Below are 24,557 nucleotides of genomic sequence, written 5' to 3'. Positions count from 1 at the left end.
ACAGGACCTGACCGACCTGCACCACCCGCCGGCATCTCCGCCGGGTGGTCACGCCGCCCCTACGCGCAGAGGGGTCGCCACAGCCCCGAGGCAGCGTGCGCCCCAAAACCTCGAAACACAATGCAAATAAGCATAATTCGATACACGCCGCAGGAATGATTCGGCACTACAACACCAAGACCTGCACAGCCCACCACCCTCCGCACCCAAAGGACGACCATGACCGACAAACCGACCACCTCCTTCGCCGGGTTGGGCTTCTTCACCGGCATCGCCCAGCACGAGAATTTCTGTCAGATGGCCACCCTGCTCCCGTCGACAACGTTGGCCCCGTCCTCTGACCCGTACGTATGGCCGACATCCGACACCATCGCCCTACCGGAGAAGTACGAGTTCGGCGGCGCCACCAAGTCGTTCGAAGACTTCTTCGTCGAGACCGACACCGCGGCCCTGCTGGTGCTCGTCGACGGAGCCATTCGTCACGAGCGGTACGCACTCACCGGTGGCCCCGACGTACCGTGGATCTCGATGTCAGTAGCGAAGAGCTTCATCTCGACACTTGTTGGTATCGCCGTCGAGGAAGGCCACATCAAGAGCATCGACGACCCGATCAGCGACTATGTCCCGGTCAACCCGGGATCCGCCTACGACGGCGTCCCGATCAAGCAGGTTTTGCTAATGTCGTCGGGGGCACGCTGGAACGAGGATTACAACGACAGCGAAGCCGACGTCTTCCGCCTCGCCGCAGCCATGGATGTCGGCGGTTCCCTCGACGAGTTCGTCGCCAGTGCAGTGCACCAGGAGACGCCGGGAACGCTCTGCCGCTACAACTCCGGCGACACCCAGGTACTGGGCGCGCTGCTGGTGAAGTCGACCAAGCGCTCGATCACCGACTACATGCAGGAAAAGCTGTATGAGCCCCTCGGAATGACCTCACCCGGGCACTGGCTGACCGACTCGGCCGGGATGGAGGCCGTATTCGCGTGCCTGAACATGACCGCCCGGGACTTCGCCAAGATCGGCGAGCTCTACCGCAACGGGGGGCGGTGGCAGGGCAAGCAGATCGTTCCGGAACAGTGGGTACGGGACTCCGTCGTCCCGAGCGGCGCGCAGTTCCAGCCAGGACAACCGATCGTCGGCACGCACCGGTTCGATCTCGGCTACGGCTACCAATGGTGGATTCCTGCCGGCAACCGTGGCGAGTTCAGCGCCATCGGTGTGTACAACCAGTTCGTGTATGTCGACCCGTCAACGAATGCCGTCATCGTCAAGCTGTCAGCGAACCGCGCGTACGGAACCACCGATAGCGAATCCACCAATCGTGAGAGTGAGACGGTCGCCTTCCTCCGATCCATCACAAACACTTTGCGGGACTGATGATCGGGATTCCTCGCCGCGAACCAAGCATTGCTGCGGTAGACGGCGAGGAAAACTCCCGAACAATGACCGTCAATGGTTGCGCTGCCCGCCCCCGAGGACGACGCCAATCAGGCGACAAACCCGGGGTCGGGCCCACAAACCGCTGGCGCGCAGAAGGCCGCAGCAACCACTCGTATCCGGATAAAGCGTGAATGTTCAGACCGCAGGCTCCGCCCCTGTTATCTCAGGACGACAACCACGGGCGATCCAGAACGCATTGAGGATTCTCACGGAAGTGGCCCGCGCGGGCGAAGGAGTAACGGCCAGGGACATCGCAGTCACACTGGCCATACCCCCCGCGACCGTATACAGACTACTGACGCTTCTCATCGACGACGGATTCGTCCTTCGGCGACCTGACCGTCCAGGCTTCGCACTTGGCCACAAGGTCGCCGCGCTCGCCAACACCGCCGTCAGGCCAACCCTGTTCACCGCGGCCCGCGACCTCCTCACCGAGCTGCGTAAGGAGACCCCCTTCGGTGTCCACCTCTACTCCTACACCGCCACAGCGGTACGCCAAGTCGACCCGGATCCAGAATGCCAGTACCGGTCCGAGGAGAACTACCTCAACCAGCACCTCCACGCCAGCGCCGTCGGCAAACTAATCCTTGCCGAGCACGACGTGCTCGACTCGACCTTCCAGCCCAGAGGCCCCCAACAGCTCACCGCCCGGACCATCCACGTACGCAGCGAACTGCGCCGGCACCTCAACCTCGTCCGCGACCAGGGCTATGCCACTCAGGTGGGCGAGCTACGCAACAACTCCGCCTGCCTCTCGGTGCCAATCCGATCCACCACCGGCACCCTCGTCGCCGGCCTGGCTCTGTCGGGACACATCGACCATTTCCACCTGATATTTCGCCACCTAGACGCACTGCAACAACAAGCTGCTCAGCTGGCACCACTGCTCTCGTAACCAGTACCCCCAACAAATCAGCCAGCACAATACCGAGACGATGTGCGGCAGCTCCTGCGCCCGCGATCTTGACTGCGATCCGCAGCACCCCTCCAGCGCAAGTGGGCCGTGCCGGACGATCCGCGCATCGAGTGAGCCTTGGGCGCAAAAGGGCCTCACGATATCCGGCCGATCATGGGCGGTGACCCCGACCTGCAGAATGTTGACAACGTTCGGGTGGCCGGCGAGGAGCTGGGTGCTCGGGTACCTGTCCAGAAAGCTGCTCGTTGCCGGGTTCGGTCGGTGCGACTCCGGCGCGGGTCAGCGCATCAGGCGCCGTGGTGTGTCAGCCGCGGTGCGCGGCGAGGAAGCCGGAGATCGCGCCGAGGACCGCGCTGACGATCAGGCCGGCGGCGAGAAACGGGATGGGGTTCACCGATTCCATGTGCCCGGTGGTCACGTAGAGGGCCTATATAGTGCCGCGGCCGTGGATTTCGTGCAGGTGGGGACGGAAATGCCCGTGACGGGCCGGCGCCGGGCGGCCTCGGTAACAGCACAGTCGGTGATCGCGAAGTTGATCTTGTGTGGACACTGATACTGATCGGAAACACTGATACTGATCGGAACGGCCCTCGGACTCGGCGCGGGTCTGGTGTGTACCAGCCTGTTCGCCTGGTGGCTGTCATACCCGGTACACGTCTACACCGCCATCTACGAATCGCTCGGCGCCGAATATCGGCCCTCTGCAGAGAAAAAAGTATGCTCACCAGCCTTTTTAAGCGAGACGTTGCGTAAATGCTTTTTTACAGCACCAACCCCGTACAAATCCGCGTACCCGCTCCGATCGGTCAACGGCGCACCCGATAGCGCAGGTGAAGGACCCGGTTGCCCTGAATCACCACATCAGGATCCTCCAACAGGTGCTGCGCGTGGACCGACCCGAAGTAGCGCTTGCCGGACCCGAACACGACGGGTACGACGTCCATGCGCACCTCGTCGACCAGGCCCGCGGCAAGCACCTGGCCACCGACGTCGCCAGCGGCGACCTCGACGATGCGGTCACCCGCAAGCTCCTGCGCCTTGGCCACGGCTGCCTCGACGCCGTCGACGAAGTGAAACGGTGTCTCGGGGTCCCAGCCCTCGGGCTCCGGCCGGTGCGTCACGACGACCACGTGGTCGATCCCGCTCGGAGGCTTTCCGTCCCAGCCGTCGGTCATGTCGAAGACGTGGCGGCCGACGAGTGTCGCCCCGATCTGGTCCCAGTACGGCCGGGTGTAGTCGTAGGACGTCTGTGACACCTTCACCTCGCCGCTCTCGTCCAACGGGACGTCACCGCTGGACAACCAGTCGAACAGCGGTCCGGGCTGGTCATTCTCGTCCGCGATGAAGCCGTCCACCGACACCGAGCTGTACATGACCACCTTGCCCATGGGGCGCTCCTCTGCTTTGGGGTGCCCCAAATTTAGCGTGTCGTGAGCTGTCGTTCTTGTAGGAAATCAATCGGCTGGCCGCGGCCAGCTGTCCAGCACGTGGCCGGGATGTTCGCGCAGGAACTGCCGCCGGACTCCGTACGCACATCCGCTTGGCGTGGTGGAACTGCCCTCGGTGTGGCCTGACCGATGATTGCTTCGCGCCGTGCTGGTCTGTACACCGAGTACCGACCCACGGGAGGCTGACACCATGCGGAAACTGACCTTCGCCATGAACGTGAGCGTGGACGGCTACATCGCCGCACCCGGCGACGACCTCGGCTGGAGTGTGCCGAGCGACGAGCTGTTCCAGTGGTGGTCCGACCGGGTGAGGGCGACAGGCACAGCGCTGTACGGGCGCAAACTGTGGGAGACGATGAGCTCCCACTGGCCGACCGCCGACCAGCAGCCGGGTGCCACACCGGCGGAGATCGAGTTCGCCCGCCGCTGGCGGGACATGCCGAAGGTGGTGTTCTCCTCGACGACCAGCACGGTCGACTGGAACACCCGCCTGGTCACCGGCGACGCGGTCACCGAGATTGCCCGGCTCAAGGCCGAGGACGGCGGCCCCATGGATATCGGCGGCGCCACACTCGCTGCAGTGGCCATGCGTGATGGGCTGATCGACGAGTACGCGATCGTCACCCACCCGGTCCTGGTAGGTGGCGGCACGCCGTTCTTTGCGGCCCTGGACAACTGGGTGAACCTGACCCTGGTGGAGACCGGGACGTTCCCTGACGGCGTGGTCCTGACCAGGTACGAGACCAGGCGCTGAGTACCCACCCTCGGATCGGCGTGGGCTTCGGGCCGGCACTGATTCAAATTTCGCATTGCGCCACCGGCGTTCCCGGGGTGGCTATTGGTTGCTGAACCAGGCGACATTCCCATCGGACCCCCGAACGAAGTTGGATCGGGTGCCGGTGGGTTCGAGGTCGGGGCCAAGGTCAAGCCCATAGTCGGTCTTGTAAAGCGCAAGACCGAGATTCGGGACTGTCTGCTCATCCGGAAGGTAGGTACCATCCGGGGCGTCGCTCATGTTGCCGACGAGCTGGCCGTCTTTGCCGCGGAAGTGGATCACGACGGTCCCCAGGGTGCCCGATTGATCGATGTCGTCAGTGGCATACGCCCCCTCGTAGGGCGCCAACTCGGCCGTGCTCAACTTCTGGGGCGTTGCGGGCAGGTTAGTGATTCCGGCGAAGCGGCGAAGCGACCAGTCCTCGGCGAACAGTTCGTTGAGCAGTTTCCCTCCACCCTCGGAATTGGTGAGCACGGTCATGGCGAAGTTACGGCTGGGCACCATGAAGAACCCGGATCGTTGACCCGCCCAGGTCCCGCCATGTTGGACGATCGTCTCGTTCTCCGCGGACGGCCGCAGCATCCATGTCACTCCCACGCCGGTGAGTTCGACCTGAAGCGTGCCGCCGACGCCTGGATTCGAACGCATGGCGATGAGCGAGTCTTTGCTCATCAACCGATCTCCCTTGGGTGTAGTGCCGTCGCCGAGGTGGAAGCGCGCGTAGCGCACCTGATCCCGCACGCTGGATATCAACGATCCGGTCGGATTGCAACTGCGCGAGAAGAACCAGAAGCCCGGATCCACAACGGCTTTTCCGTTGTCGACGTTGTGTGAGGCGGCGATATTTTGGCCGATTATCTGGTCCGAGAAGAAAGCGGGTGTGACTTAACTCGAGCGGGTCCAGCAGCATCTTCTGGACGGCGTCCTCATAGACCGATCCGGTCACGGCCTCGACGATCCGCCCCGCCACAACCAACCCCGCATTGTTGTAGGCGAAGACCGTGCCCGGCGGGGTCTTTTGTGGGAGCCGGGTCATCGACGCCACGAACTTGGTTATCGCGTCGTCACCTCGACCGAAGTCCTGGAGATCGTCACCGAGCCAACCCGACGTGTGGTTGAGCAGTTGTCGCACCGTCGCCGTGGCGCTGGCGTCTGGATCGGCGACCGCGAAATCGGGCAGATACTGGCGTATCGGTGCCTCCAGATCGATTTTGCCCTCGTCGACGAGGCGCATCACGGTCGTTCCGGTGAACGTCTTCGTCGTGGAGCCGATCCGGAACAGGGTGTCGCCGTCCACCGGGGTCGGGTGGTCGACATTGGTGACCCCGTACCCCTTGATGTACTCGTCACCGTCGGTAATGACGCCGACCGCAACCCCGGGGATCGCGTAGTCCCGCATCGCCTTGTCGATCTTGGCGTCGAGCTCGTTGAATGCGTCCTTCGCGTTCGCCGGGACGCTCGTGGCTGTGGTGGTCGACTCCGTCGACGAACATGCCGGCGACACGAGCACAATCAACCCGGCGACCGCCCCGCCTAGCACCGCCCGGCGCGACAACTCGGGGCCACCGACGGCGAACACCTCGGTCGTCATCAGCGTGGCGCGAGAATGTCGTATGCCGGCAGTGGCGTCGTGTCCGTGCAGGATGTGTCCGGGTTCTCCGGATTGTCGAAAAACGACGCGATTATCTCGGCTCCGCACGGCGGCTCTGCATACACACCGTGTGCAGCTCCGGGCACTACCGCGACTATGGATTGCGAGAGATCCTTCGCGATGTAGTCGCCCCACACCGCTCCGGTCTGCCCGTCGTAGGTACCCGACAGCACAAGCGAAGGGATGTCACTGACGGTGATGTCTCGGATCGAGTCAGGGGCCTTCGGCACGTCCCACACCTCGCAGGCGTCGCGCAGGAACGGCAGCTGTGGCGCTTGGGCCCGAACGGACTCCGGGAGTTCAGGGAATTCCTGTTCCGCCTGTTGCAGTGACTGCTCGACGGTCTCGAACGGGATCCATTCACGGCACCAAATGCTCAGGGTGAGGCCCCAATGGAGGACGCCCCTCTCCGGATGCCCCCACACCTCGGCCCACCGCGATGCAATGGGCTGCGCATTCCCGTGTGCGAGCTCATCGACCGTGGATGGGAACTCCTTCGGTAGATGGGTAGCCACGGGGACGAACCAGTTCAGCAGCATTCCGCCGTCGACGACAACCTTCGTCTCTCCTACACCCTCAACGTTGACCGTCGTGGTGATGGGCTTCGCTTCAAGCTCATTGACCAGCCGGATGAACGTGGCCCCCAGGTCGGGATAGCGCTCCTTGCATGCCGGCTGGTCCTCGCACGCCTGGACCATGTTGTCGAATGCTTGGCGAGCGCTGGCCCAGGTCCACGCCAGGGCACCAGCCGATGGAGGCGTCACTCCGTCGAACACGATCGACTCGATGGCGTCGGCGTCTTGACGCATGTAGATCAGCGCAAGGTCGGTACCGTACGAGTGGGAGAACACATTCCACTTCTCGAGGCCGAGTGCCTTGCGTAAATCAATCAGGTCATAGGTGCTCTCGGTCGAATTGAACGCCGAGAGGTCAACGGTGGGAGCGAGGCGGTCGTGGCACTCCTGCACCGCTTCTACGTACGCATCCCGTGTGGACTCAGCGTTCCACGCCATTCCGATCCTGTTGGCGAAGAACTCGAAAATCTCCGGGCAGGGCAACGGCGAGCTGGACGTGATGTTGCCGCGCTGTCCCATCAGGATCAGATCGCGATCACGGTTCAGCGGCACGTCCGGGTTGACCGGGGGATCGGTGACTGCATCCTGACCGGGCCCGCCCATGAGAAAGACGATCGGAGCCTTGGCCGGCGGCTGCGTTTCCGACGGAACGATCGCCACTGCCAAGCGCAAGGATCCGCTGTCTTCTCTGGTGCGGTTCACCGGTACCAATAGTTCGCCGCAGCGAGCATTCTCCAGCAGTGGGACCGGATTTGGCGTCTGCGCGCACGGACCTTCGACAAACTCCGCCGGCGGATGAGCCACAGCCGTCGGTGGCGAACCGGACGGATCGGAATTGCTGCCACACGCTGAGCTGACGAGAATCGAGACAAACGCAATCGCCGTTATTTGGTTCACAAACCGCATGTCAACCACCCTGAATGGCGACCGCCCGAACCTTGTGTTCGGGCTCGGTCCGAGTATCTACTCGGATAAATCCTGGCACACCCATAGCATTGGGAGCGCCGTTACCGGCGAAGCAGCCACACCGGCCGCTGAAATCGGCCTCGATACCTCGGTGAGGACCGCCGTCGCCTTGGTGAGGGCGTCGAGTTTGCTGTCGGCGTGGGTGTGGCCGTTGTCGTGGCAGACTCGCATTCGCAGACCCTGCGATTCGATATCCATTGGTTCACCCGATATCGACCAGTCGGAAAGCCTTGCCTGTCTTTACCTTTCAACGATGCGTCCGGGCGGGCACGCTCTGGTCGTCACGAATGCGCTCGAGACCATGCAGACCGAGCGTACCGACCGCCTGGGCGGCTACTTGATGCGTGATCCCCGGACGCGTTCGGCGTTGCGCGGCGGGAAGGGTTCGCCATCGTTGTATTCGCGTTCGAGAACGGAGAGGTAGCGGGCGAGGGCTTCGTCGACGAGGTCGGACCAACTGTCGGGGGCGCCGGCGATATGGCCGATCGCGGCGACAGCATTCTTGCCGCCTTCGACCTTGGCGCGGTTGATATAGATGGATTCCAGCGTCTTGTCCGCGGGTACCCGTTTGGTGGTCGTTTCCTCGTCGGGGGCCACCGGCCCCTGCTGGGTTTCGCCGTTGGTGGCCGCTTCTCGTGCGACGTCCACGCCCTGCTCGACGAGGTTCGGCAGCCGCCGCTTGCGTTCGGCGGGGCTGTTGGCGAGTCCGGACTCACGGGTCACGTTGATCAGGAGATCCTTTCGACGAGTTCTCGAGCACGTCCCGACCTGATGGGCGCCTGCGCGAGGCTGGGGACGTCGGTCGAGGGGGTTGCTGGCGAGTCCGGGCTTACGTGTCGCGCTCATCAGGGCATCCTTTCGACGAGTTCTCGGGCGGCGTCGCGGTAGGCGCGTGCCGCCGACGACGACGGTGCCCACCTGACGACGGGTTCTTCGGCGCTGTAACTTTCGCTGACACGGACCGACTTCGGGATGATGGTGCGCATCGTCTGCTCGGGGTAGGTCTCGCGGAGCGCGGCGAGGACCTGCTGGTCGATGATCTGGCCGAGTTCGACGCGGCCGCACAGAATGTGATTGAGCCGTGCGGTGGGGTTGAGCAACTCGACCTGCTCGCTGATGTAGTTCTCGATCCGCATGAGCGCTTCGAGTTCCATCGCTCCCGTCATGACAGCGGCGAGCACGTCGGTGCAGGCGACGAGTGCGCTGATGGTCAGGTGGTCGAAGTCTCCGGGGCAGTCGAGGAGGTTGAAGTCGACATCGGGGGCGCCGGCGAGGGCCTTGCGCAGGACGCCGTGCGCACCGGGCTTCTTGAGGAAGTAGGGCCCGACGGAATCGAGTTCCTTGGTGGCAGGAACGAGGTGAATCCCGGAGGCGGTGATGGTGGTGGCATCCTCGATGCTCGCCACCATCATCAGCACCGACAGGACATCGTTGTCGACGGCCTCGGGCGTGGCACCGAGCCAGGTGGTGGCGTTGCATTGCGGGTCGAGGTCGACAACACGGACGGTGTAGCCGGCTTCGACGAGGGCCTGGGCGAGGTTGACGGTGCTCGTGGTTTTGGTGGAACCACCTTTGTGGTTGACCACCGCGATGGTGCGGGTCATGGGCCTGTCCCTTCGTGCAATAAATAGTGCCGTAACGTGCACTGATCCGTCGGGGGCGTTCAGTGTCGCGTTGACGTTTCTCGTTCCGGCGGAGTCCTGCGATCATCGCTGACGGCGGACGATCTACTGTCACTATCGCGACGAGCACACAGGTCGCCACACACTGCCCAGACCGCTGATCCGTCACGGTCCCGATCTGCAGGATTCCGCGGATCGTTGTGTCGCGGTCTGCCTCTCCTGAATCGATGCCATCAGCTCGGTCAGGCCGGTGTCGGCCGCGATAAGCGCCGTGATGTAGTCGTTCGCGGTCATGCCATGCGCCTTCGCGGCGCTGGCAGCTGCTTCCTTGAGCTCCGGTGGCACCAGCGCCTTGACCACAGCACGGGTTCCCTTACTGGGCCGCCCCCGGCGGCGGGAAGCAACGATCTCGGCCATACCCGCAATTCTGGGACCAGAAAGTCGAACGACCTAACCGCCACACCGCACCCCCCCCAGAATTTCTCGCGGCCGGGCATCGCGTGCAGTGCCCGAGAACTCGACAACAGGAAATACTCACCGCGGCGGATCACGTTGACCTACCGGCTTCCCGGAAGGCGGTGCGGGAAGCGGAATTCTCGTCACCAACCGCGCGCATAAACCGGAAGTAAGCCGCCAAGGGGGCTGTGAGAGTGCTCCGGAACAGCGTCTTGCAGGTTCCACGTTTCGGTGTCGGTTTCCACATTTCGTGTCGGTAGGACACCCGAACCAGGCACGTTTTCGCAGGTCAAAGACTGGATGGCAGAGCGGCTCCTGTACTGGCGCATGAGGAATCCGACGCACCGGACTGAGCAACCGACACGAAGCGCCGGAACCTACACGTCTGAGGCATTGCCAAAGCGCCTGGGCAAGTGCGGGTTCCTTGCTATCACGTTGAAGTCGACAGTCAGGACTACCGAGCGTTTTCGGGTGAAGGGTACGTCGCTGTACGCCCTGCCCGCCTCATCAATATGGAAGGAACACCGCCGGGCTGCGTTGCCACATTGTTCAGTCCGCTGGTCAGCGGGTCCCAACCTTCTCGGCATTGCGGAGAAGGACGGAGTCGGAGCGTGCGATCACCTACCCTTGTCGAGTGGACTCATAGCTCGGCCAAGGCCAGGTGTTCGTACGAAGCGGACGGGGCGACGTCACGCAGGGGCGCCGAGCGGCGGGTGCTCGAGCACGCGTGGCTTGTACTCGACCAGCTGGATGCGGCCGTCGAAGGTCCGGTGCTCGATCATCTCGAGGGCGACGTCCGGGTAGCCCTCGTAGATGCGTTCTGCGCCCGTAGCCCCGGTGATCACCGGGAACATCACGACTCGGAAGCGGTCGACGAGTCCGGCCCGTAGCAGGGACCGGCACAGGCTGAGGCTGCCGATCGTGCTGAGGAGCCCCGAGCCATTCGACTTCATGGCGCGGACCGTCTCGACGGCGTCGTCGCGGACGAGCGTGGAGTTTGCCCACGTCAGTGGCTCCTCCAGCGAGGAGGAGAACACCACCTTGGACGCTTGCGTGAGCTCGTCGACGGACGCCTCTTCTTCGGCCCTGAACTCATCTTGGCCATTCGGGACCTCGCCGGCGGCGAAGCCTGACATCAGGCGGTAGGTGTTCGCTCCCATGAGGTAGGTGACCTCGGGCTGCTCGCCGAGCCAAGCGAGGTACTCCGGGCCCTCGAGGCCCCAGAACCCGGGCCAGCCCTCTCCCGATGCGTTGCCGTCGAGGGAGGTGATGAAGTCGACGAGAAGTTCTGACATGGCGGTGTCCTTTCCTCGGGTGTTACGAGTTTGGACCGGCCGCGGGCGACGAACTCATCGGATCCGTTCGGTTGTTTCGATGATAGGTCGGCCATGGATCAGAAACCGTCGAATGGGATACACCCAAAACAGCGCACAACTATCCAGAGCAGATCGTCTGATGTCCCGTTTGTCGCCCCGATTCGGGATTCGTCACCGGACGGAGCTATCGGGACCTCTGCGGCGCAGCTCGTTCCGGCAACGGCCGACTTTCGGGACGTGCCGGCCATCGTTAGTTAAATGGTGCGGCCGGGCCGCGGGTGTTGTCGGGGTCTACCTGCCAAAGCGGAAACTCGCCTGGCACGCCTGGCCGAGGAGGGCGATGCCTTCCTCGATGGAGCGCAGGGGAATCGCCCCGTAGCCGATGCGAAAGTGGTTGCGGGGCGGTACCGGCTGGGTGAAGAAGATGTCGCCCCGTTCGATGAGGACGCCGCGGGCCTCGGCCTCCCGCGCGAGCACCCGGCAGTCGAGATTCTCCGGACCGGTCATCCACAGGCTGACCCCGCCGGGCGGGTACGGCTCCTGCGGCCAGGGGAGATACTTGTCGACGGCCGCGCACAGGCGTTCCCATTTGTGTTTCATCTGGGTGCGGTGATGGCGCAGCGCGCGGTGATACTCGCCGCTGTCGATGAGCATCGCCAGGGCCCGCTGCTGATGACCGGGTGGGTGCCGCAGCACGTACCGGCGGGCTTTGCGCAGCTCACGCACCAGATCCGCGGGTCCGACGAGGTAGCCGAGGCGCAGACCCGGGGCCAGGAATTTCGAGAATGTGCCCAGGTACACGGCATCGCCGCTGGAGTCGAGGGCCTTGAGCGCCGGGCTGGGACTGCCGTGATAGCGGAACTCGCTGTCGTAGTCGTCCTCGACGATCACGGTGCCGGATTCCGCGGCCAGCTGCAGCAGACGCTGCCGCCGGTCGATGCCGAGCGTCACGTTGGTCGGATGGTGATGGCTCGGCGTCAGATACATCAGGTCCGTGCCGCGCAGCGTCTCCGGCGGGCGCAGGCCGTGCGCATCGACGTCGATGCCGTACACCTGAGCGCCGGTGCGCAGGAAGATGTGTCGCGCGTCGAGGTAGCCGGGGTTCTCGATCGCGACGCGGTGTTCGGGTCCGAGGAGAACGCGGCCGACGAGATCCAGCCCCTGCTGGGAACCGACGGTGACGAGAACCTCGTCGGCACCGGCCTCGATACCGCGCGACGGCAGCAGGTGCTGGCGGATCATGTCGATCAACATCGGATCGTCCGCGCCGACGCTGTCCTGCAGGCTGGCGTAGGCATGCGGCTGGTACAGCGCGTCGCGCAGGCAGCGGACCCACGCGCGGGCCGGGAAGCTGCGGATGTCGATCTGCCCGGCCAGGAACGGATACGGGTAGCTGTGCCAGTCGAGGTTCTTCTCGATGTGCGGAACGTCGGCGTCGGGGTACCGCCGGATACGGGACGACCAGTCGATGCGCGGAATGGTGGCGCGGGCGTCGGATGCGAGCGTCTCGATCATGTCGGGATTGACGAACATGCCCGAGCGCTGGTGGCTTTGAACGAGCCCCTCGGCGATCAGTTCCTGATAGGCCAGGTTGATCGTGTTCCGGGAGATCGCGAGATCGACCGCCAGTTCCCGTGAACTGGGGAGGCGGTGGCGTGGATCGAACAGTCCGTTGGCGATGCCGTGTTCGATCGCCCGTCGAACCTGCCGGTAGAGCGGTTCGGCGGAATTGCGGTCGATCTCGATCAGTGTTCTCGGCACGCATCGCCTCCTGTGGATCCAAGAGTGGCCAGGTGTAGGCCGACCCGGCACGCCGAGAAGTTCCCGAACGAGCACTTCTCAGTATGCCGGGCCGGCGGCGAAATCAAACCAGGTTGAGCGCGTCGTCGACGCCGACCGACTCGATCCCGAGTGCGGCACCGACGGCATCGTTGGTGAGGCGTCCGGAGATCGTGCTGACGCCGGCGCGGAGTGCGGCGTTCTCCCGGGCCGCGCGGGCCAGGCCCTTCTCCGCGATCTGCAGCGTGTACGGCAGGGTCACGTTGGTGAGCGCGTACGTGGACGTGTGGGGCACCGCTCCCGGCATGTTCGCCACGCAGTAGAACACCGAGTCGTGGACCTTGAACGTGGGGTCCGCGTGGGTGGTGGGCCGCGAGTCCTCGAAGCAACCACCCTGGTCGATCGCGATGTCGACGAGGACGCTGCCCGGCTTCATCCGTGAAACCAGCGAGTTCGAGATGATCTTCGGTGCCTTGGCGCCCGGGACCAGCACGGCGCCGATGACGAGGTCGGCCTGCATGACCTCTTGCTCGATGGAGTAGGCGTTGGCGGCGAGGGTCCGGATCCGCCCCTGGTACATGCGGTCGGCCGCGCGCAGCTTGTCGACGTTCTTGTCGAACAGGACGACGTCGGCCCAGGTGCCTGCGGCGACGGCGACGGCGTTCATGCCCGATACGCCGGCACCGATCACGACGACCCGCGCCGGGGACACACCGGACACGCCGCCGATCAGCACACCCCGGCCACCCTCCGGGCGCATGAGTGCCTGCGCACCGACGAGGGGAGCGAGCCTGCCGGCGACCTCACTCATCGGGAACAGCAGCGGCAGCGAACCGTCCGGAAGCTGAACCGTCTCGTACGCAACCGAATTCGTGCCGGCGGCGAGCAGGGCCCGGGTGCACTCCTCACCCGCGGCGAGGTGCAGGTAGGTGAACAGCGTGAGGTCCGAACGCATCCGGTGGTATTCCTCCGCGATCGGCTCCTTGACCTTCAGCAGGAGTTCCGCGCTCTGCCACACGGCGTCGGCGCTGTCGAGGATCTTCGCGCCGGCCGCGCCGTAGGCGTCGTCGCCGATCGACGAGCCCTCCCCCGCACCGCGTTCCACGAACACGTCGTGCCCGTGGGCAACCAGCTCGTGGACACCGGCGGGAGTGGCCGCCACCCGGTACTCGTGGTTCTTGACTTCCTTGGGGATACCGATCCTCATCTGAGACCTCCGTTAGCTGGGGCTGTTCCGCTCCGACCACATGCCGTGGTCCCCGAGCGATACCGAAGTCTGGATCACTCTGGCATGGGACCAGAAGGACCAGTTGGGGACCGTCTACGGGGACCAGTCTGGACCCATCGAATACCGCTGTTCTGGTTCTGACCTGCGGTCCGCCTCGGCGGTATGTTGTGGATCACAGCCATTCGACAACGAAGGAGATGGTCGTGGACGTCACCGAATTGCGAGCACGGGCCCGTCGGCACCTCGGACCTCATTTCACCCGCAAGGACACCTGGGAAAGCGACTTTCCGGTGTTCGTTCGGGGTGAGGGTAGCTATCTGATCGACACCGAGGGAGACCGTTTCCTCGACGGTCTGGCTGGTCTGTTCTGCGTGAACATCGGTCACGGCCGCGACGACATCGCGAAGGCGGCGAGCGAGCAGATCGGGACGCTGGCGTACGCGTCCAACTGGGGCAGCGCCCACATTCCCGCGATCGAGGCGTCCGCGCTGATCGCCGATCTGGCGCCCGGTGACCTCGGAACGACGTTCTTCGTCAACTCGGGTTCCGAGGCCGTGGAGACGGCCGTCAAGTTCGCCCGGCAGTACCACCGCAGCCAGGGCAACCCGCAGCGAACCAAGATCATCAGCCGTGAGATGGCCTACCACGGAACCACTCTCGGCGCCCTCTCGGTGACGCAGCTGCCCAAGATCAAGGATCCGTTCGGCCCGCTGCTGCCCGGCGTCCGCTCCGTACCCAACACGCTCGGCTACCTCGGCGACTGCGGCCCGGCGAACGAACTCGACTGCATCGCCGCGATCGAAGCCGTCATCGAGGAAGAGGGCGCCGAGACCATCGCCGCCGTCTTCGCCGAGCCGGTCCAGAACGGCCGCGGCGCGCTGGTCCCGCCGGACGGATACTGGGCGGCGCTGCGCGCACTGTGCGACAAGCACGGGATCCTGCTGGTCTCCGACGAGGTGATCTGCTCATTCGGCCGCCTCGGGCACTGGTTCGGACACGGACTCACCGGTGTGGTGCCGGACATGATCACGTTCGCGAAGGGCTCCACGTCCGGATACGCCCCGCTCGGCGGTCTGATCGTGCGTGAGCAGCTGGTGCGCGAACTCTACGACTCGCCCAAGGGCGGCGTGTTCACCCACGGCGCGACGTGGGGCGGGCACCCGGTGTCGACGGCGGTCGCGGTCGCGAACATCACCGCCATGCGCGACGAGAACGTGCTCGGCAACGTCAGCGCACGCGGCCCGAAGCTGAAGACGGCACTCGATTCGCTGATGCGCTCGCACCGCTGCGTGAAGGACGTCCGCGGCACCGGATTCTTCTACGCGATCGAACTGATGGCGGACAGCGACAGCGGCCGCGAGTTCACCGAGCAGGAGTCGCTGACGGTGCTGCGCAAGGTGCTGCCGGAGGCGTTCGCCCGCACCAAGGTGATCCTGCGCGGCGACGACCGCGGTGCCACGATGCTGATGATCTCCCCGCCGCTCGTCGCCGACGACGAGGTGCTCTCGGAACTGCTGCACGGCATCGACAGCATGCTCACCGACATCGAGAAGGCGATCCAGCCGTAGGGAAGGGCACCTTCCCCGAGTTCCAGCGGGTGGCGGTCGTCGTGATCGACGACCGCCACCCCTCTTCGTATCGACGGGAGAGCGAGGCCATGGCCCCGGGCGCCACCACTGCACCACCCACCGACATTGCACGACTGAATGATTCGTCTCTGATCGACCACTGGACCGCCACCCTGAGCGGCCGGAACCGGACCGTCGCCCTCGCGGACGGAGAGGACGGACGCGCGATCCGTGCGGCCCACCATCTGCACCACAAATGCGTCGTCGCCCCGCGCCTGTTCGGGCGGCGGGACGTCATCCGGCGCACCGCCGAGGCCGCGGGCATTCCGCTGGCCGAGGAACTCGTCGTCGACCTGGACGAGGCCGCCGCCGACCCCGCGATCCGCGACGCCGTCGCATCGGGATTCGCGAAGTATCCCGACCGGATCGAGTCGGCGCTGTCGGACCCGGTGTGCCTGGCCGCGGCGGCGGTGCGCGCCGGGGTGGTCGATGCCGGAGTCGCGGGTGCGAGCAGACCGACGTCCGACGTCCTGCGTGCCGGACTGCGCATCGTCGGACTCGCACCGGGTTCGAGCACCCTGTCCAGTGCGATCCTGATGTTGCTGCCGGACGGCAGGCAGCTGACGTTCTCCGACTGCGCCGTCGTCCCCGACCCGACGGTCGAGGAACTGGTCGACATCGCGCTCGCCGCCAGCGCCACCCACTTCCAGCTCACCGAGCAGACCCCGATCGCGGCGATGCTGTCGTTCAGCACCCAGGGCAGCGCCAGCCATCCGCGCGTGGAGAAGGTCCGCGAGGCCGCGGAACGGGTGCGCGTCCGGGACCCGCAGTTGCACGTCGACGGAGACCTCCAGTTCGATGCCGCGCTGGTCGCCGAGATCGGCGCGTCCAAGGCGCCCGGGTCCCGGGTCGCCGGCCGCGCGAACGTCCTGGTGTTCCCGAACCTCGACGCCGGCAACATCGGGTACAAAATTGCCCAGCGGCTCGGCGGTGCAATAGCCTTGGGGCCCATCCTGCAAGGATTGGCCGCGCCGTGGAACGACCTGTCCCGCGGATGCACCGGCAGCGACATCGAATTGATGGCGCTGGTGAGCGCAGTCCAATCCCTCGCCATCTGAGCGGCGGACCAGGCACGGGACCGTGCCACCGGATCGAGAAGGGAGTCGCGATGACGATGCTCCTCGTGGGTGCCCTGTGCATCGGCATCGCCTCCGTCATCGGAGGGGCCACCGGGTTCGGGACGGCCCTGATCGCGACGCCGGTGATGCTGATGATCGGATTCGCCGTTCCCGAAGTGGTATTCGTCAATCTCGTCGCCGGGCTGATCACCCGCATCGGCGCGGCGTATCACCTGCGCGAACACATCAGCTGGGGACGAGTGGCACTGCTCGGTGGGGGCAGTCTGCCCGGCGCCTGGCTGGGTGCGGTCACCCTCGGGTTGGTGCCGGAACAGTATCTGAAGCCGGCGGCGGGAGTCGTGGTCATGCTGTGCGGGGTCGCGATGGCACTCCCGACCCGGACCCAAACCACCCGGACCCCCTCCACCACCGCACATGTCCTCACCGGCTCCGTGGGCGGCTATCTGGGCACCACGACCTCCCTCAACGGACCGCCCCCGGTGTTGTTGCTGATGCGTGCGCGGCTGCCACCGCTGGCGTTCATCGCCGATCTCGCAGGCTATTTCATCGTCGCCAACGTGATGGCGCTCGGTGTCCTGTGGTTCCACGACGAGATCACGGAGTCGATGTTCTGGCCGCGTCTCCCGATCTTCGTGACGGCGGCGGTGATCGGCAATGTCGCCGGACTGGCGATCGCCAGGCGACTGCCGCCGGGCGTGTTTCGGTCCGCCGTCATCGTGCTGGTGATCGCGGCCGGCGCGGCAACGTTCCTGCTCGGCTGAGCGCCGGTCAGTTCTCCGCCCCGACCCGGCGGACCAGGCGCACCAGTTCGCCTGCGGGACCGTCGAGCTGACGCGCGCCCCGCCACACGGCCCGCAGAACCCGGTCGAGTTCGAGGCCCTCGACGTCGATCACCTTCAGCTCCCCGGCGGCGACCTGCTCGGCGACCGCGAGGGTACTCATCACCGCCGGTCCGACCCCGGCCAGCACGCTGGTACGAATCGCGGCGGCGCTGCCCAGTTCGAGAAGCGGTGCGGCCCGTTCGTATTCCTGCAACGCCACGTCGAGGGTGGTCCGGGTGCCCGATCCCGGTTCCCGGACCAGGAGCGGTGTCACCGCCAACTCGCTGACGGACAGTGCTTTTCGCCGCCGTGCCCACGGATGGGTGGGGTGAACGACGACGACCAGCCGGTCGCGTGCCACCGTGAGACTCTTCAACGGACGCGGCACCGTCGGCGACTCGACGAACCCGACGTCGCAGATCCTGTTGTTGATGCGCTCGAACACCTGAGTCGAGTTGTGCACCTGCAGGTGAATGGTGACGTCGGAGTGCAACCGGCGGAACTGTCCCAGCCACCCCGGCATCAGATGTTCCGCCACCGTCATGCTGGCGCCCACCGTCAACTCGGCCGAGCGTTCCGCGCGCAGCCCCTCGGCCACATCGAGCAGCCTGCACGCATCGGACAGCACCCGGCGCGCCCAGTGCGCGATCACCGTGCCCTGTGGCGTCAGTATCGAACCCGTCGGGCTGCGCTGCAGCAGGGTCATGCCGAACTGGCGCTCGAGTTGCTTGATGGCGCGACTCGCATTCGGCTGCGCCATGCCCGCGAGTCTGGCGGCAGCGCTGAGGCTTCCGTGGTCGTCGACTCCGACGAGCAACTCGAGCACCGGAAACTCCGGCCATTTGCGGGACATGCACCGAGTATATGACCCTGCCACAAGACATATCTGATTGATATGTGTTCATGCCGAAATGACGGCTATCGCAAAGTGCCGCAGTGACGGACCGTAGGAGCATGAGCACCGAACTGAGCGAATCGAAGCCCGAGGAACAGCGCGTCGAGAGCACGGGAACGCTGCCGCGGCTGCAGACCGCCACGGCGACTGTCCTCCCGGGCCTGGCGCTGTGCGCCGCCGCCACCGCTCTCGCGATGGGCATCGGCCGGTTCCTGCCGACGGTGAGCCCGCTGTTGATCGCCATCGTGCTCGGCGCCGTACTGTCGAACGTCACGCGACTGCCCGAGCGTCTTCGCCCGGGACTGCAGTTCTCCGCCAAGAAACTGCTCCGGGTCGGCATCGCCCTCCTCGGGCTGCAGTTGATGTTGAGCGACATCCTCGGACTCGGCTGGGGCGTCATCGTCGTGGTCGTCTCGATCGTCTGCCTGGGCATCGTCGGCACCATGTTCGCGGGCAAACTGCTCGGCCTCAGCTGGACGCAACGACTGCTCATCGCCTGCGGATTCTCGATCTGCGGTGCGGCCGCGGTCGCGGCGGTGGACGGGGTGGTGGACGCCGACGAGGAAGAGGTGATCACCGCCGTCGCGCTCGTCGTCATCTTCGGCACCCTCATGATCCCCGCGATCCCCCTGCTGTCGCGGGCGCTCGGGCTCTCGGACACCGACGCCGGCCTGTGGGCGGGCGGGTCGATCCACGAGGTCGCGCAGGTCGTCGCGGCCGGCGGAGCGATCGGCGGTGCCGCCCTCGGCGTCGCCGCGGTGGTCAAGCTGGCCCGCGTCCTCATGCTCGCACCGGTCATGGCCGTGCTCAGCGTGCGGCAGCGCTCCCTCGCCGGTAACGACGCCGACGTGAAGCGCCCGCCGCTCGTCCCGCTGTTCGTCGTCGCGTTCCTCGCCTGCGTCGGCCTCCGGTCGTCCGGCCTGCTGCCCGCGGGTCTGCTCGCCGACGCCAAGATCCTGCAGACCGCGCTCCTCACCGCCGCGATGTTCGCCCTCGGCGCCGGCGTCCAGATCGCCACCATCAAGAAGGTCGGCGCCCGCCCCTTCGTCCTCGCCACGATCTCCACCGTCTGGGTGGCCTCGATCGCGCTGGTGGGCGTGCTGCTCGCGGGGTGAGCACGTCCCCACCGCCTCCCCTTCCGCGACGAACGGGACGCTCGTTGCATCTGACGCCACGAGCGTCCCGTTCGTCGCGGCGGGGTGGGGTAGGGCGGAGAAATCCCGGACAAATTTTGATCAAGGCTTTCATTATTTTGTGAGCCGGGTTACTGTGGTCACCATCAATCAAACCTTTGATTAGTTAGGTGCATCGCATGAGCCCGACAAGCTTCGCGTCCTCGGCCGACCTCGGCGAGAAGGAACAGACCCTGGAAGTTCTCGCCGAAGGCGTGTACGCGCTGACCGCCGAGGGTGATCCCAACATCGGCGCCATCGAGGGCGAAGACTTCGTCGTCTGCTTCGAGGCGCTCGCCACCCCCGTGGCCGCTCAGGACTGGCTGCGCAAGCTGCGCGAGCACACCGACAAGCCCATCCGCTACCTGGTGCTCTCGCATTACCACGCCGTCCGCGTGCTCGGTGCGTCCGCGTTCGACGCCGAGACCATCGTGTCGCACGAGACCACCCGCGCCCTCATCGAGGAGCGTGGAAAGGAAGACTGGGCAAGCGAATTCGGTCGGATGCCGCGCCTCGCGAAGGCCGCCGACTCGGTGCCCGGACTGACGTGGCCCACCCTGACGTTCGCCGACAAGCTGACCATCGACCTCGGCGGCGGGCGTGGCGACCTGGTGCTCCAGCACTTCGGCCGCGGGCACACCGAAGGTGACATCACCGCGTGGCTGCCGAAGCAGAAGATCCTCTTCGCCGGCGACCTCGTGGAGGCGCAGGCCGCGCTCTACACCGGCGACGCCTTCCACCGCGACTGGTCGACCGGCACCCTCGACCGGATCAAGGCGCTGGGCGCCGAGGTCCTCATCGGCGGACGCGGCGCCGTCTCCCACGGCCGGGAGGCCGTCGACGCCGCGATCGAGCAGACCCGCCACTTCATCGAGGTCATGCTCGCGGAGGTCGGGGCGGTGCAGCAGCGCGGCGGCACCCTGAAGGAAGCGTTCGAAGCCACCCACGCCGCACTGAACGAGCAGTACGGGCACTGGCCGATCTTCGAACACTGCCTCCCGTTCGACGTCTCCCGCGTGTGGGACGAACTCTCCGGCATCGAACGGCCCGTCATCTGGACCGCCGAGCGCGACCGCGAGGTCTGGGACCAGTTGCAGGGCTGAAATCCGTCACCGTTTCACACTGACAAGGCGAGGATCATGGGAAGACGACACACCCGAGGCGGCACCGTCACCGTCGTCGGCAACGGCCCGGTGGGGCAGACGACGGCGTTGCTGCTGGCCCGCTGGGGCATACCGGTCACGCTGCTCGACGCCCGGGCCGAACGCGATCCGATCGGGTCGAAGGCCATCTGCCAGCAGCGGGACGTCCTCGAGGTGTGGGACGCGATCGGCGTCGGCCGTCAACTGGCCGACGAGGGGGTGACGTGGGGGTGCGCCCGCACGTTCCACCGCGACCACGAACTGTTCGCGCAGACGTTCGTCGACCGCGGCATCTCGTCGTTCCCGCCGTTCGTCAACATCTCGCAGGCCCGCACGGAGGAACTACTCGACGAGCGGATCGCGGCTACACCGTCGATCGACGTCCGGTGGGGGCACGAGGCCACGTCCGTCGACCAGGACGAGACCGGCGTGACCATCACGTGCCGCACCGACGACGGTGACCGGGTGATCGAGTCCGACTACGCCGTGGTCGCGGTGGGGTCGCGGGGCAGCACGATCCGGCAGCAGCTGGGGGTCACGTTCGACGGCCGCTCGTTCGACGACAAATTCCTCATCTGCGACATCGCCGCCGACATCCCCGGCTGGGCCGACGAGCGCCGCTTCTACTTCGACCCGGAGTGGAACCCGGGCAGGCAGGTGCTCATCCACCCCTGCCCCGATTCCACGTTCCGCATCGACTGGCAGGTGCCCGGCGACTACGACCTCGAGGCCGAGGAGCGGTCGGGGGCGCTGGACGAGCGGATCCGGAAGATCATCGGCGACACCGACTACCGCATCGTGTGGAAATCGGTGTACCGCTTCCACTCCCGGGTCGCGAACCGGATGCGCGTCGACCGGGTGCTGCTCGCCGGCGACGCCGCGCACATCGTGTCCCCGTTCGGCGCCCGCGGTCTGAATTCGGGTGTTGCCGACTCCGAGAATGCCGCCTGGAAGCTGGCGTTCGTCCTGCGCGGCTGGGCGGACGAGTCGCTGCTCGAGACGTATCACACCGAGCGGCACGCGGCGGCGGTCGAGAACATCGCCGTCACGACGGCGACGATGGACTTCCTCGTCCCGCAGTCGGACGAGCAGCACCGGCACCGCCGCGACGTGCTCACCGCGGCGGTCACCGACACGCAGGCGCGGGCGCAGGTCGACAGCGGCCGCCTCGCCGAGCCGTTCTGGTACGTCGAATCACCCTTGACCACAGACGATCCGGGACGAATCTTCGCCGGGCGTCCGGATCGTGGATGCACACCGGCCGCGGCGCCGGGAATCCTCGTGCCCGACACCCCGGTAATGCTGCGCGACGGTGGCGGCACCCGGCTCCGCGACATCGCCAGGAACGGCATCCTGCTGCTGCTCGGTGACGGCGTGGACGCCGACGAGATGCGCACGGCGGCCCTCGGCGCGGTGCACACACCGATCCGTCTGGTCCGGCTGTCGGAGATCGACACCACCGGTGTCCTCACCGCCGCGCTGGACGCGAAACCCGGCGAGGTGTGGGTCATCCGCCCCGACGCCTACGTCGCGGCGGTCACCGACACGGTCGACCGGCTGGTGTCCGCGCTGCACAGGATCACCGAACCCGTCGTCGACGTGATCAGTGCCGGCTCAGCCGTTCCGGATCCAGATCGAGTTTTCGCAACAGCTGCACGTTGAGTGCGACGGCCGCACCGACCATGTCCTCGCCTCGGGCGTCGTAGAGGGGCGCCATTCCTCTCGCCAGCCGGGGAGGGCGCAGATGGATACTTCCCGTCAAGGCGCGATGGGGACGAGTTCGGCGATCAGGGCTTCGACCCGCGCCTTGATCTCGTCGCGGATCGGTCGCACCGCCTCGACGCCCTTGCCTGCCGGATCGTCGAGGGCCCAGTCCCGGTAGCTCGTGCCGGGGAAGACGGGGCAGGTGTCGCCGCAGCCCATGGTGATGACGACGTCGGAACTTTCGACGGTGTCGGGTGTGAGGATTTTCGGGGACTGGCCGGAGATGTCGATGCCGAGTTCGGCCATTGCCGCGACAGCGGCCGGGTTGACGGTCTCGGCCGGGGCGGTCCCGGCGGAGCGGACCTCGATCCGGTCGCCGGCGAGGTGGGTGAGGAATCCGGCGGCCATCTGGGAGCGGCCGGCGTTGTGGACGCAGACGAACAACACGCTGGGCATGGTCATCGGAGCGGGCCTTCCGTGGCGGAGGTGTGGAACCGGGAGCGCAGTGCGAGGGAGACGTAGACCAGGCCGACGAGGACGGGGACCTCGATCAGCGGTCCGACGACACCGGCGAGGGCCTGTCCGGAGGTGGCGCCGTAGGTGGCGATGGCGACGGCGATGGCGAGTTCGAAGTTGTTGCCGGCGGCGGTGAACGCCAGGGTGGTGGTGCGTTCGTAGCCCAGGCCCATGACGGCGCCGAGGGTGTAGCCACCGCCCCACATGATCGCGAAGTACGCCAGCAAGGGAATGGCGATCCGGACGACGTCCCAGGGCCGGGAGGTGATCTGCTCGCCTTGGAGGGCGAAGAGGATCACGATGGTGAACAGCAGGCCGTAGAGCGCCCACGGCCCGATGCGGGGAAGGAATGTCGACTCGTACCATTCGCGGCCCTTGGCCTTTTCCCCGAACCGGCGGGTGAGGTAGCCGGCGAGCAGGGGGATGCCGAGGAAGATCAGCACCGACTTCGCGATCTGCCACGGCGAGGTGTCGATGGTGGTCTGCTCGAGGCCGAGCCAGCCGGGTAGTACGGACAGGTAGAACCAGCCGAGGACGGCGAACATGACCACCTGAAACACCGAGTTGATCGCTACCAGGACGGCGGCGGCCTCTCGATCACCGCAGGCCAGGTCGTTCCAGATGATCACCATCGCGATGCAGCGGGCCAGGCCGACGATGATCAGGCCGGTGCGGTATTCCGGCAGGTCCGGCAGCAGCAACCAGGCGAGGGTGAACATCAGCGCCGGGCCGAGGACCCAGTTCAGCACCAACGAACCGATGAGGAGTTTGCGGTCACCGGTGACGGTGTCGAGTCGGTCGTAGCGGACCTTCGCGAGCACCGGGTACATCATGATCAGCAGGCCGAGGGCGATCGGCAGCGAGATGCCGTCGATCTCGACCGCGGACATCGCGTCGCCGAGGCCGGGGATCATCCGGCCGAGCAGCAGACCCGCGACCATGGCGATGCCGATCCACACCGGCAGGAACCGGTCGAGGGTGGAGAGTTTGCCGACGACGGCCGGGTGCTGGTGTGCGGTGGTGGCCTCGCTCACGCCGGCACCTCCGTGGTGGTGCAGGCCTCGGACGGGACGACCGGTCCGCCCTCGGTAAGCAGCACGGCAGACAGTTGCTGCAGGGCCGAGGGGATCACCCAGTAGTACACCCAGGTGCCGCGGCGTTCGCAATCCAGCAGTCCGGCCGAGCGCAACACCTTCAGGTGATGCGAGATCGTCGGCTGCGACAGGTCGATCGTCGCGGAGATGTCGCAGACGCAGGCTTCACCCCCGGCGTGGGAGGCGATCAGCGACAGTAGGCGCAACCTGACCGGATCACCCAGGGCCTTGAACATCCGGGCCAGATCGCCGGCCCAGTCCTCGGTCAACGGTTCGCGTGCCAGGGGTGAGCAACAGGCACCGCTCTCCGAATTTTGATTCGACATACGTCGAT

The 24,557-nt window shown here is 65.9% G+C and carries 22 protein-coding genes and 1 pseudogene; 9 read left to right on the top strand and 14 right to left on the bottom strand.

Annotated features, from left to right (window positions below; genetic code table 11):
* Window positions 1-219: 219 nt before the first annotated feature.
* Window positions 220-1,377: a serine hydrolase domain-containing protein gene (locus JWS14_RS18735; protein ID WP_206014050.1), complete on the top strand. Its 1,158-nt coding sequence runs from the start codon at window positions 220-222 to the stop codon at window positions 1,375-1,377.
* Between the two features lie 190 nt (window positions 1,378-1,567).
* Window positions 1,568-2,335 carry an IclR family transcriptional regulator gene (locus JWS14_RS18730; protein WP_241031404.1) on the top strand — a complete coding sequence of 256 codons (768 nt, stop codon included), beginning with the start codon at window positions 1,568-1,570 and terminating at the stop codon, window positions 2,333-2,335.
* An 827-nt stretch (window positions 2,336-3,162) separates the two neighbouring features.
* On the opposite strand, the gene JWS14_RS18725 is transcribed toward JWS14_RS18730, so the two are convergent.
* The gene (locus JWS14_RS18725) at window positions 3,163-3,744 is read right to left on the bottom strand and encodes a dihydrofolate reductase family protein (RefSeq protein ID WP_206014049.1); all 582 of its coding nucleotides are present in this window, start codon (window positions 3,742-3,744) and stop codon (window positions 3,163-3,165) included.
* A 250-nt stretch (window positions 3,745-3,994) separates the two neighbouring features.
* On the opposite strand from JWS14_RS18725, the gene JWS14_RS18720 reads away from it, so the two are divergent.
* Window positions 3,995-4,558: a dihydrofolate reductase family protein gene (locus JWS14_RS18720; protein ID WP_206014048.1), complete on the top strand. Its 564-nt coding sequence runs from the start codon at window positions 3,995-3,997 to the stop codon at window positions 4,556-4,558.
* An 81-nt stretch (window positions 4,559-4,639) separates the two neighbouring features.
* Here the strand turns inward: JWS14_RS18720 and JWS14_RS51760 are convergent, their stop codons facing one another.
* The 9 genes and pseudogenes from JWS14_RS51760 to ald all read right to left on the bottom strand — a co-directional run bounded on the left by JWS14_RS51760 (window position 4,640) and on the right by ald (window position 14,151).
* Window positions 4,640-5,059, bottom strand: a complete 420-nt coding sequence (locus JWS14_RS51760; RefSeq protein WP_420855159.1) for a hypothetical protein — start codon at window positions 5,057-5,059, stop codon at window positions 4,640-4,642.
* Between the two features lie 21 nt (window positions 5,060-5,080).
* A pseudogene (locus JWS14_RS18715) lies at window positions 5,081-5,978 on the bottom strand (serine hydrolase domain-containing protein); the annotation flags it as partial.
* A gap of 191 nt (window positions 5,979-6,169) precedes the next feature.
* Window positions 6,170-7,711 (bottom strand): alpha/beta hydrolase, encoded by a 1,542-nt coding sequence (locus JWS14_RS18710; RefSeq protein WP_241031403.1) that lies wholly within the window; start codon window positions 7,709-7,711, stop codon window positions 6,170-6,172.
* A gap of 393 nt (window positions 7,712-8,104) precedes the next feature.
* The gene (locus JWS14_RS18705) at window positions 8,105-8,617 is read right to left on the bottom strand and encodes a hypothetical protein (RefSeq protein WP_206014047.1); all 513 of its coding nucleotides are present in this window, start codon (window positions 8,615-8,617) and stop codon (window positions 8,105-8,107) included.
* Window positions 8,617-9,375 (bottom strand): ParA family protein, encoded by a 759-nt coding sequence (locus JWS14_RS18700; protein ID WP_206014046.1) that lies wholly within the window; start codon window positions 9,373-9,375, stop codon window positions 8,617-8,619. The genes JWS14_RS18705 and JWS14_RS18700 overlap by 1 nt, the downstream gene beginning before the upstream one ends.
* Window positions 9,376-9,558: 183 nt before the next feature.
* A complete protein-coding gene (locus JWS14_RS18695; RefSeq protein WP_241031402.1) occupies window positions 9,559-9,810 on the bottom strand; it encodes a hypothetical protein in 252 nt (83 codons plus the stop codon).
* Between the two features lie 728 nt (window positions 9,811-10,538).
* A complete protein-coding gene (locus tag JWS14_RS18690) occupies window positions 10,539-11,144 on the bottom strand; it encodes a dihydrofolate reductase family protein (RefSeq protein ID WP_095865359.1) in 606 nt (201 codons plus the stop codon).
* A gap of 312 nt (window positions 11,145-11,456) precedes the next feature.
* On the bottom strand, window positions 11,457-12,926 hold the full coding sequence (gene pdxR / locus JWS14_RS18685; protein ID WP_206014045.1) for a MocR-like pyridoxine biosynthesis transcription factor PdxR: 1,470 nt from the start codon (window positions 12,924-12,926) through the stop codon (window positions 11,457-11,459).
* Window positions 12,927-13,029: 103 nt separating this feature from the next.
* A complete protein-coding gene (gene ald, locus JWS14_RS18680; RefSeq protein ID WP_206014044.1) occupies window positions 13,030-14,151 on the bottom strand; it encodes an alanine dehydrogenase in 1,122 nt (373 codons plus the stop codon).
* A 218-nt stretch (window positions 14,152-14,369) separates the two neighbouring features.
* On the opposite strand from ald, the gene JWS14_RS18675 reads away from it, so the two are divergent.
* From JWS14_RS18675 to JWS14_RS18665, 3 genes are read left to right on the top strand one after another with little or no spacing between them, the layout of a single operon-like run.
* Window positions 14,370-15,740 carry an aspartate aminotransferase family protein gene (locus tag JWS14_RS18675; protein WP_179377872.1) on the top strand — a complete coding sequence of 457 codons (1,371 nt, stop codon included), beginning with the start codon at window positions 14,370-14,372 and terminating at the stop codon, window positions 15,738-15,740.
* A gap of 41 nt (window positions 15,741-15,781) precedes the next feature.
* Window positions 15,782-16,858: a phosphotransacetylase gene (locus JWS14_RS18670; RefSeq protein ID WP_241031401.1), complete on the top strand. Its 1,077-nt coding sequence runs from the start codon at window positions 15,782-15,784 to the stop codon at window positions 16,856-16,858.
* A 50-nt stretch (window positions 16,859-16,908) separates the two neighbouring features.
* Window positions 16,909-17,640, top strand: a complete 732-nt coding sequence (locus JWS14_RS18665; protein ID WP_072944983.1) for a sulfite exporter TauE/SafE family protein — start codon at window positions 16,909-16,911, stop codon at window positions 17,638-17,640.
* A gap of 7 nt (window positions 17,641-17,647) precedes the next feature.
* Here JWS14_RS18665 and JWS14_RS18660 read toward each other — a convergent pair whose 3' ends face one another.
* The gene (locus JWS14_RS18660) at window positions 17,648-18,553 is read right to left on the bottom strand and encodes a LysR family transcriptional regulator (protein ID WP_206014043.1); all 906 of its coding nucleotides are present in this window, start codon (window positions 18,551-18,553) and stop codon (window positions 17,648-17,650) included.
* A gap of 101 nt (window positions 18,554-18,654) precedes the next feature.
* Here JWS14_RS18660 and JWS14_RS18655 point away from each other — a divergent pair, with 101 nt between their 5' ends.
* From JWS14_RS18655 to JWS14_RS18645, 3 genes are all read left to right on the top strand, one after another.
* Complete coding sequence (locus JWS14_RS18655) at window positions 18,655-19,710, top strand: YeiH family protein (RefSeq protein WP_206014042.1); 1,056 nt, start codon at window positions 18,655-18,657, stop codon at window positions 19,708-19,710.
* A 197-nt stretch (window positions 19,711-19,907) separates the two neighbouring features.
* Window positions 19,908-20,870, top strand: coding sequence for an MBL fold metallo-hydrolase (locus JWS14_RS18650; RefSeq protein WP_206014041.1), 963 nt, complete (start codon window positions 19,908-19,910; stop codon window positions 20,868-20,870).
* 36 nt (window positions 20,871-20,906) lie between these two features.
* Window positions 20,907-22,571, top strand: a complete 1,665-nt coding sequence (locus JWS14_RS18645) for an FAD-dependent monooxygenase (protein ID WP_206014040.1) — start codon at window positions 20,907-20,909, stop codon at window positions 22,569-22,571.
* A 96-nt stretch (window positions 22,572-22,667) separates the two neighbouring features.
* Here the strand turns inward: JWS14_RS18645 and JWS14_RS18640 are convergent, their stop codons facing one another.
* From JWS14_RS18640 to JWS14_RS18630, 3 genes are read right to left on the bottom strand one after another with little or no spacing between them, the layout of a single operon-like run.
* Window positions 22,668-23,075 carry an arsenate reductase ArsC gene (locus tag JWS14_RS18640; RefSeq protein WP_206014039.1) on the bottom strand — a complete coding sequence of 136 codons (408 nt, stop codon included), beginning with the start codon at window positions 23,073-23,075 and terminating at the stop codon, window positions 22,668-22,670.
* Window positions 23,072-24,163 (bottom strand): ACR3 family arsenite efflux transporter, encoded by a 1,092-nt coding sequence (gene arsB, locus JWS14_RS18635; RefSeq protein ID WP_206014038.1) that lies wholly within the window; start codon window positions 24,161-24,163, stop codon window positions 23,072-23,074. The genes JWS14_RS18640 and arsB overlap by 4 nt, the downstream gene beginning before the upstream one ends.
* Entirely contained in the window at window positions 24,160-24,549 is a 390-nt protein-coding gene (locus JWS14_RS18630) for an ArsR/SmtB family transcription factor (RefSeq protein WP_206014037.1), read from the bottom strand. Before JWS14_RS18630 ends, arsB begins: the two co-directional genes overlap by 4 nt.
* Between the last annotated feature and the right edge of the window lie 8 nt (window positions 24,550-24,557).

The sequence above is a fragment of the Rhodococcus koreensis genome (genome assembly GCF_017068375.1).
Taxonomy (GTDB): Bacteria; Actinomycetota; Actinomycetes; order Mycobacteriales; family Mycobacteriaceae; genus Rhodococcus_F; species Rhodococcus_F koreensis.
This window is presented reverse-complemented; position numbering and strand designations above follow the sequence as displayed.

Bases quoted from the DNA above. Each gene is read 5' to 3' on its own strand.
- JWS14_RS18660 (WP_206014043.1), bottom strand. From the start codon at position 18,553: ATGTCCCGCAAATGGCCGGAGTTTCCGGTGCTCGAGTTGCTCGTCGGA.
- JWS14_RS18650 (WP_206014041.1), top strand. From the start codon at position 19,908: ATGAGCCCGACAAGCTTCGCGTCCTCGGCCGACCTCGGCGAGAAGGAA.
- JWS14_RS18675 (WP_179377872.1), top strand. From the start codon at position 14,370: ATGGTCGTGGACGTCACCGAATTGCGAGCACGGGCCCGTCGGCACCTC.
- JWS14_RS18630 (WP_206014037.1), bottom strand. From the start codon at position 24,549: ATGTCGAATCAAAATTCGGAGAGCGGTGCCTGTTGCTCACCCCTGGCA.
- JWS14_RS18655 (WP_206014042.1), top strand. From the start codon at position 18,655: ATGAGCACCGAACTGAGCGAATCGAAGCCCGAGGAACAGCGCGTCGAG.
- JWS14_RS18640 (WP_206014039.1), bottom strand. From the start codon at position 23,075: ATGACCATGCCCAGCGTGTTGTTCGTCTGCGTCCACAACGCCGGCCGC.
- JWS14_RS18735 (WP_206014050.1), top strand. From the start codon at position 220: ATGACCGACAAACCGACCACCTCCTTCGCCGGGTTGGGCTTCTTCACC.
- JWS14_RS18710 (WP_241031403.1), bottom strand. From the start codon at position 7,711: ATGCGGTTTGTGAACCAAATAACGGCGATTGCGTTTGTCTCGATTCTC.
- JWS14_RS18705 (WP_206014047.1), bottom strand. From the start codon at position 8,617: ATGAGCGCGACACGTAAGCCCGGACTCGCCAGCAACCCCCTCGACCGA.
- JWS14_RS18690 (WP_095865359.1), bottom strand. From the start codon at position 11,144: ATGTCAGAACTTCTCGTCGACTTCATCACCTCCCTCGACGGCAACGCA.
- JWS14_RS18725 (WP_206014049.1), bottom strand. From the start codon at position 3,744: ATGGGCAAGGTGGTCATGTACAGCTCGGTGTCGGTGGACGGCTTCATC.
- JWS14_RS18700 (WP_206014046.1), bottom strand. From the start codon at position 9,375: ATGACCCGCACCATCGCGGTGGTCAACCACAAAGGTGGTTCCACCAAA.
- JWS14_RS18720 (WP_206014048.1), top strand. From the start codon at position 3,995: ATGCGGAAACTGACCTTCGCCATGAACGTGAGCGTGGACGGCTACATC.
- JWS14_RS51760 (WP_420855159.1), bottom strand. From the start codon at position 5,059: ATGACCGTGCTCACCAATTCCGAGGGTGGAGGGAAACTGCTCAACGAA.
- JWS14_RS18645 (WP_206014040.1), top strand. From the start codon at position 20,907: ATGGGAAGACGACACACCCGAGGCGGCACCGTCACCGTCGTCGGCAAC.
- JWS14_RS18695 (WP_241031402.1), bottom strand. From the start codon at position 9,810: ATGGCCGAGATCGTTGCTTCCCGCCGCCGGGGGCGGCCCAGTAAGGGA.
- JWS14_RS18665 (WP_072944983.1), top strand. From the start codon at position 16,909: ATGACGATGCTCCTCGTGGGTGCCCTGTGCATCGGCATCGCCTCCGTC.
- ald (WP_206014044.1), bottom strand. From the start codon at position 14,151: ATGAGGATCGGTATCCCCAAGGAAGTCAAGAACCACGAGTACCGGGTG.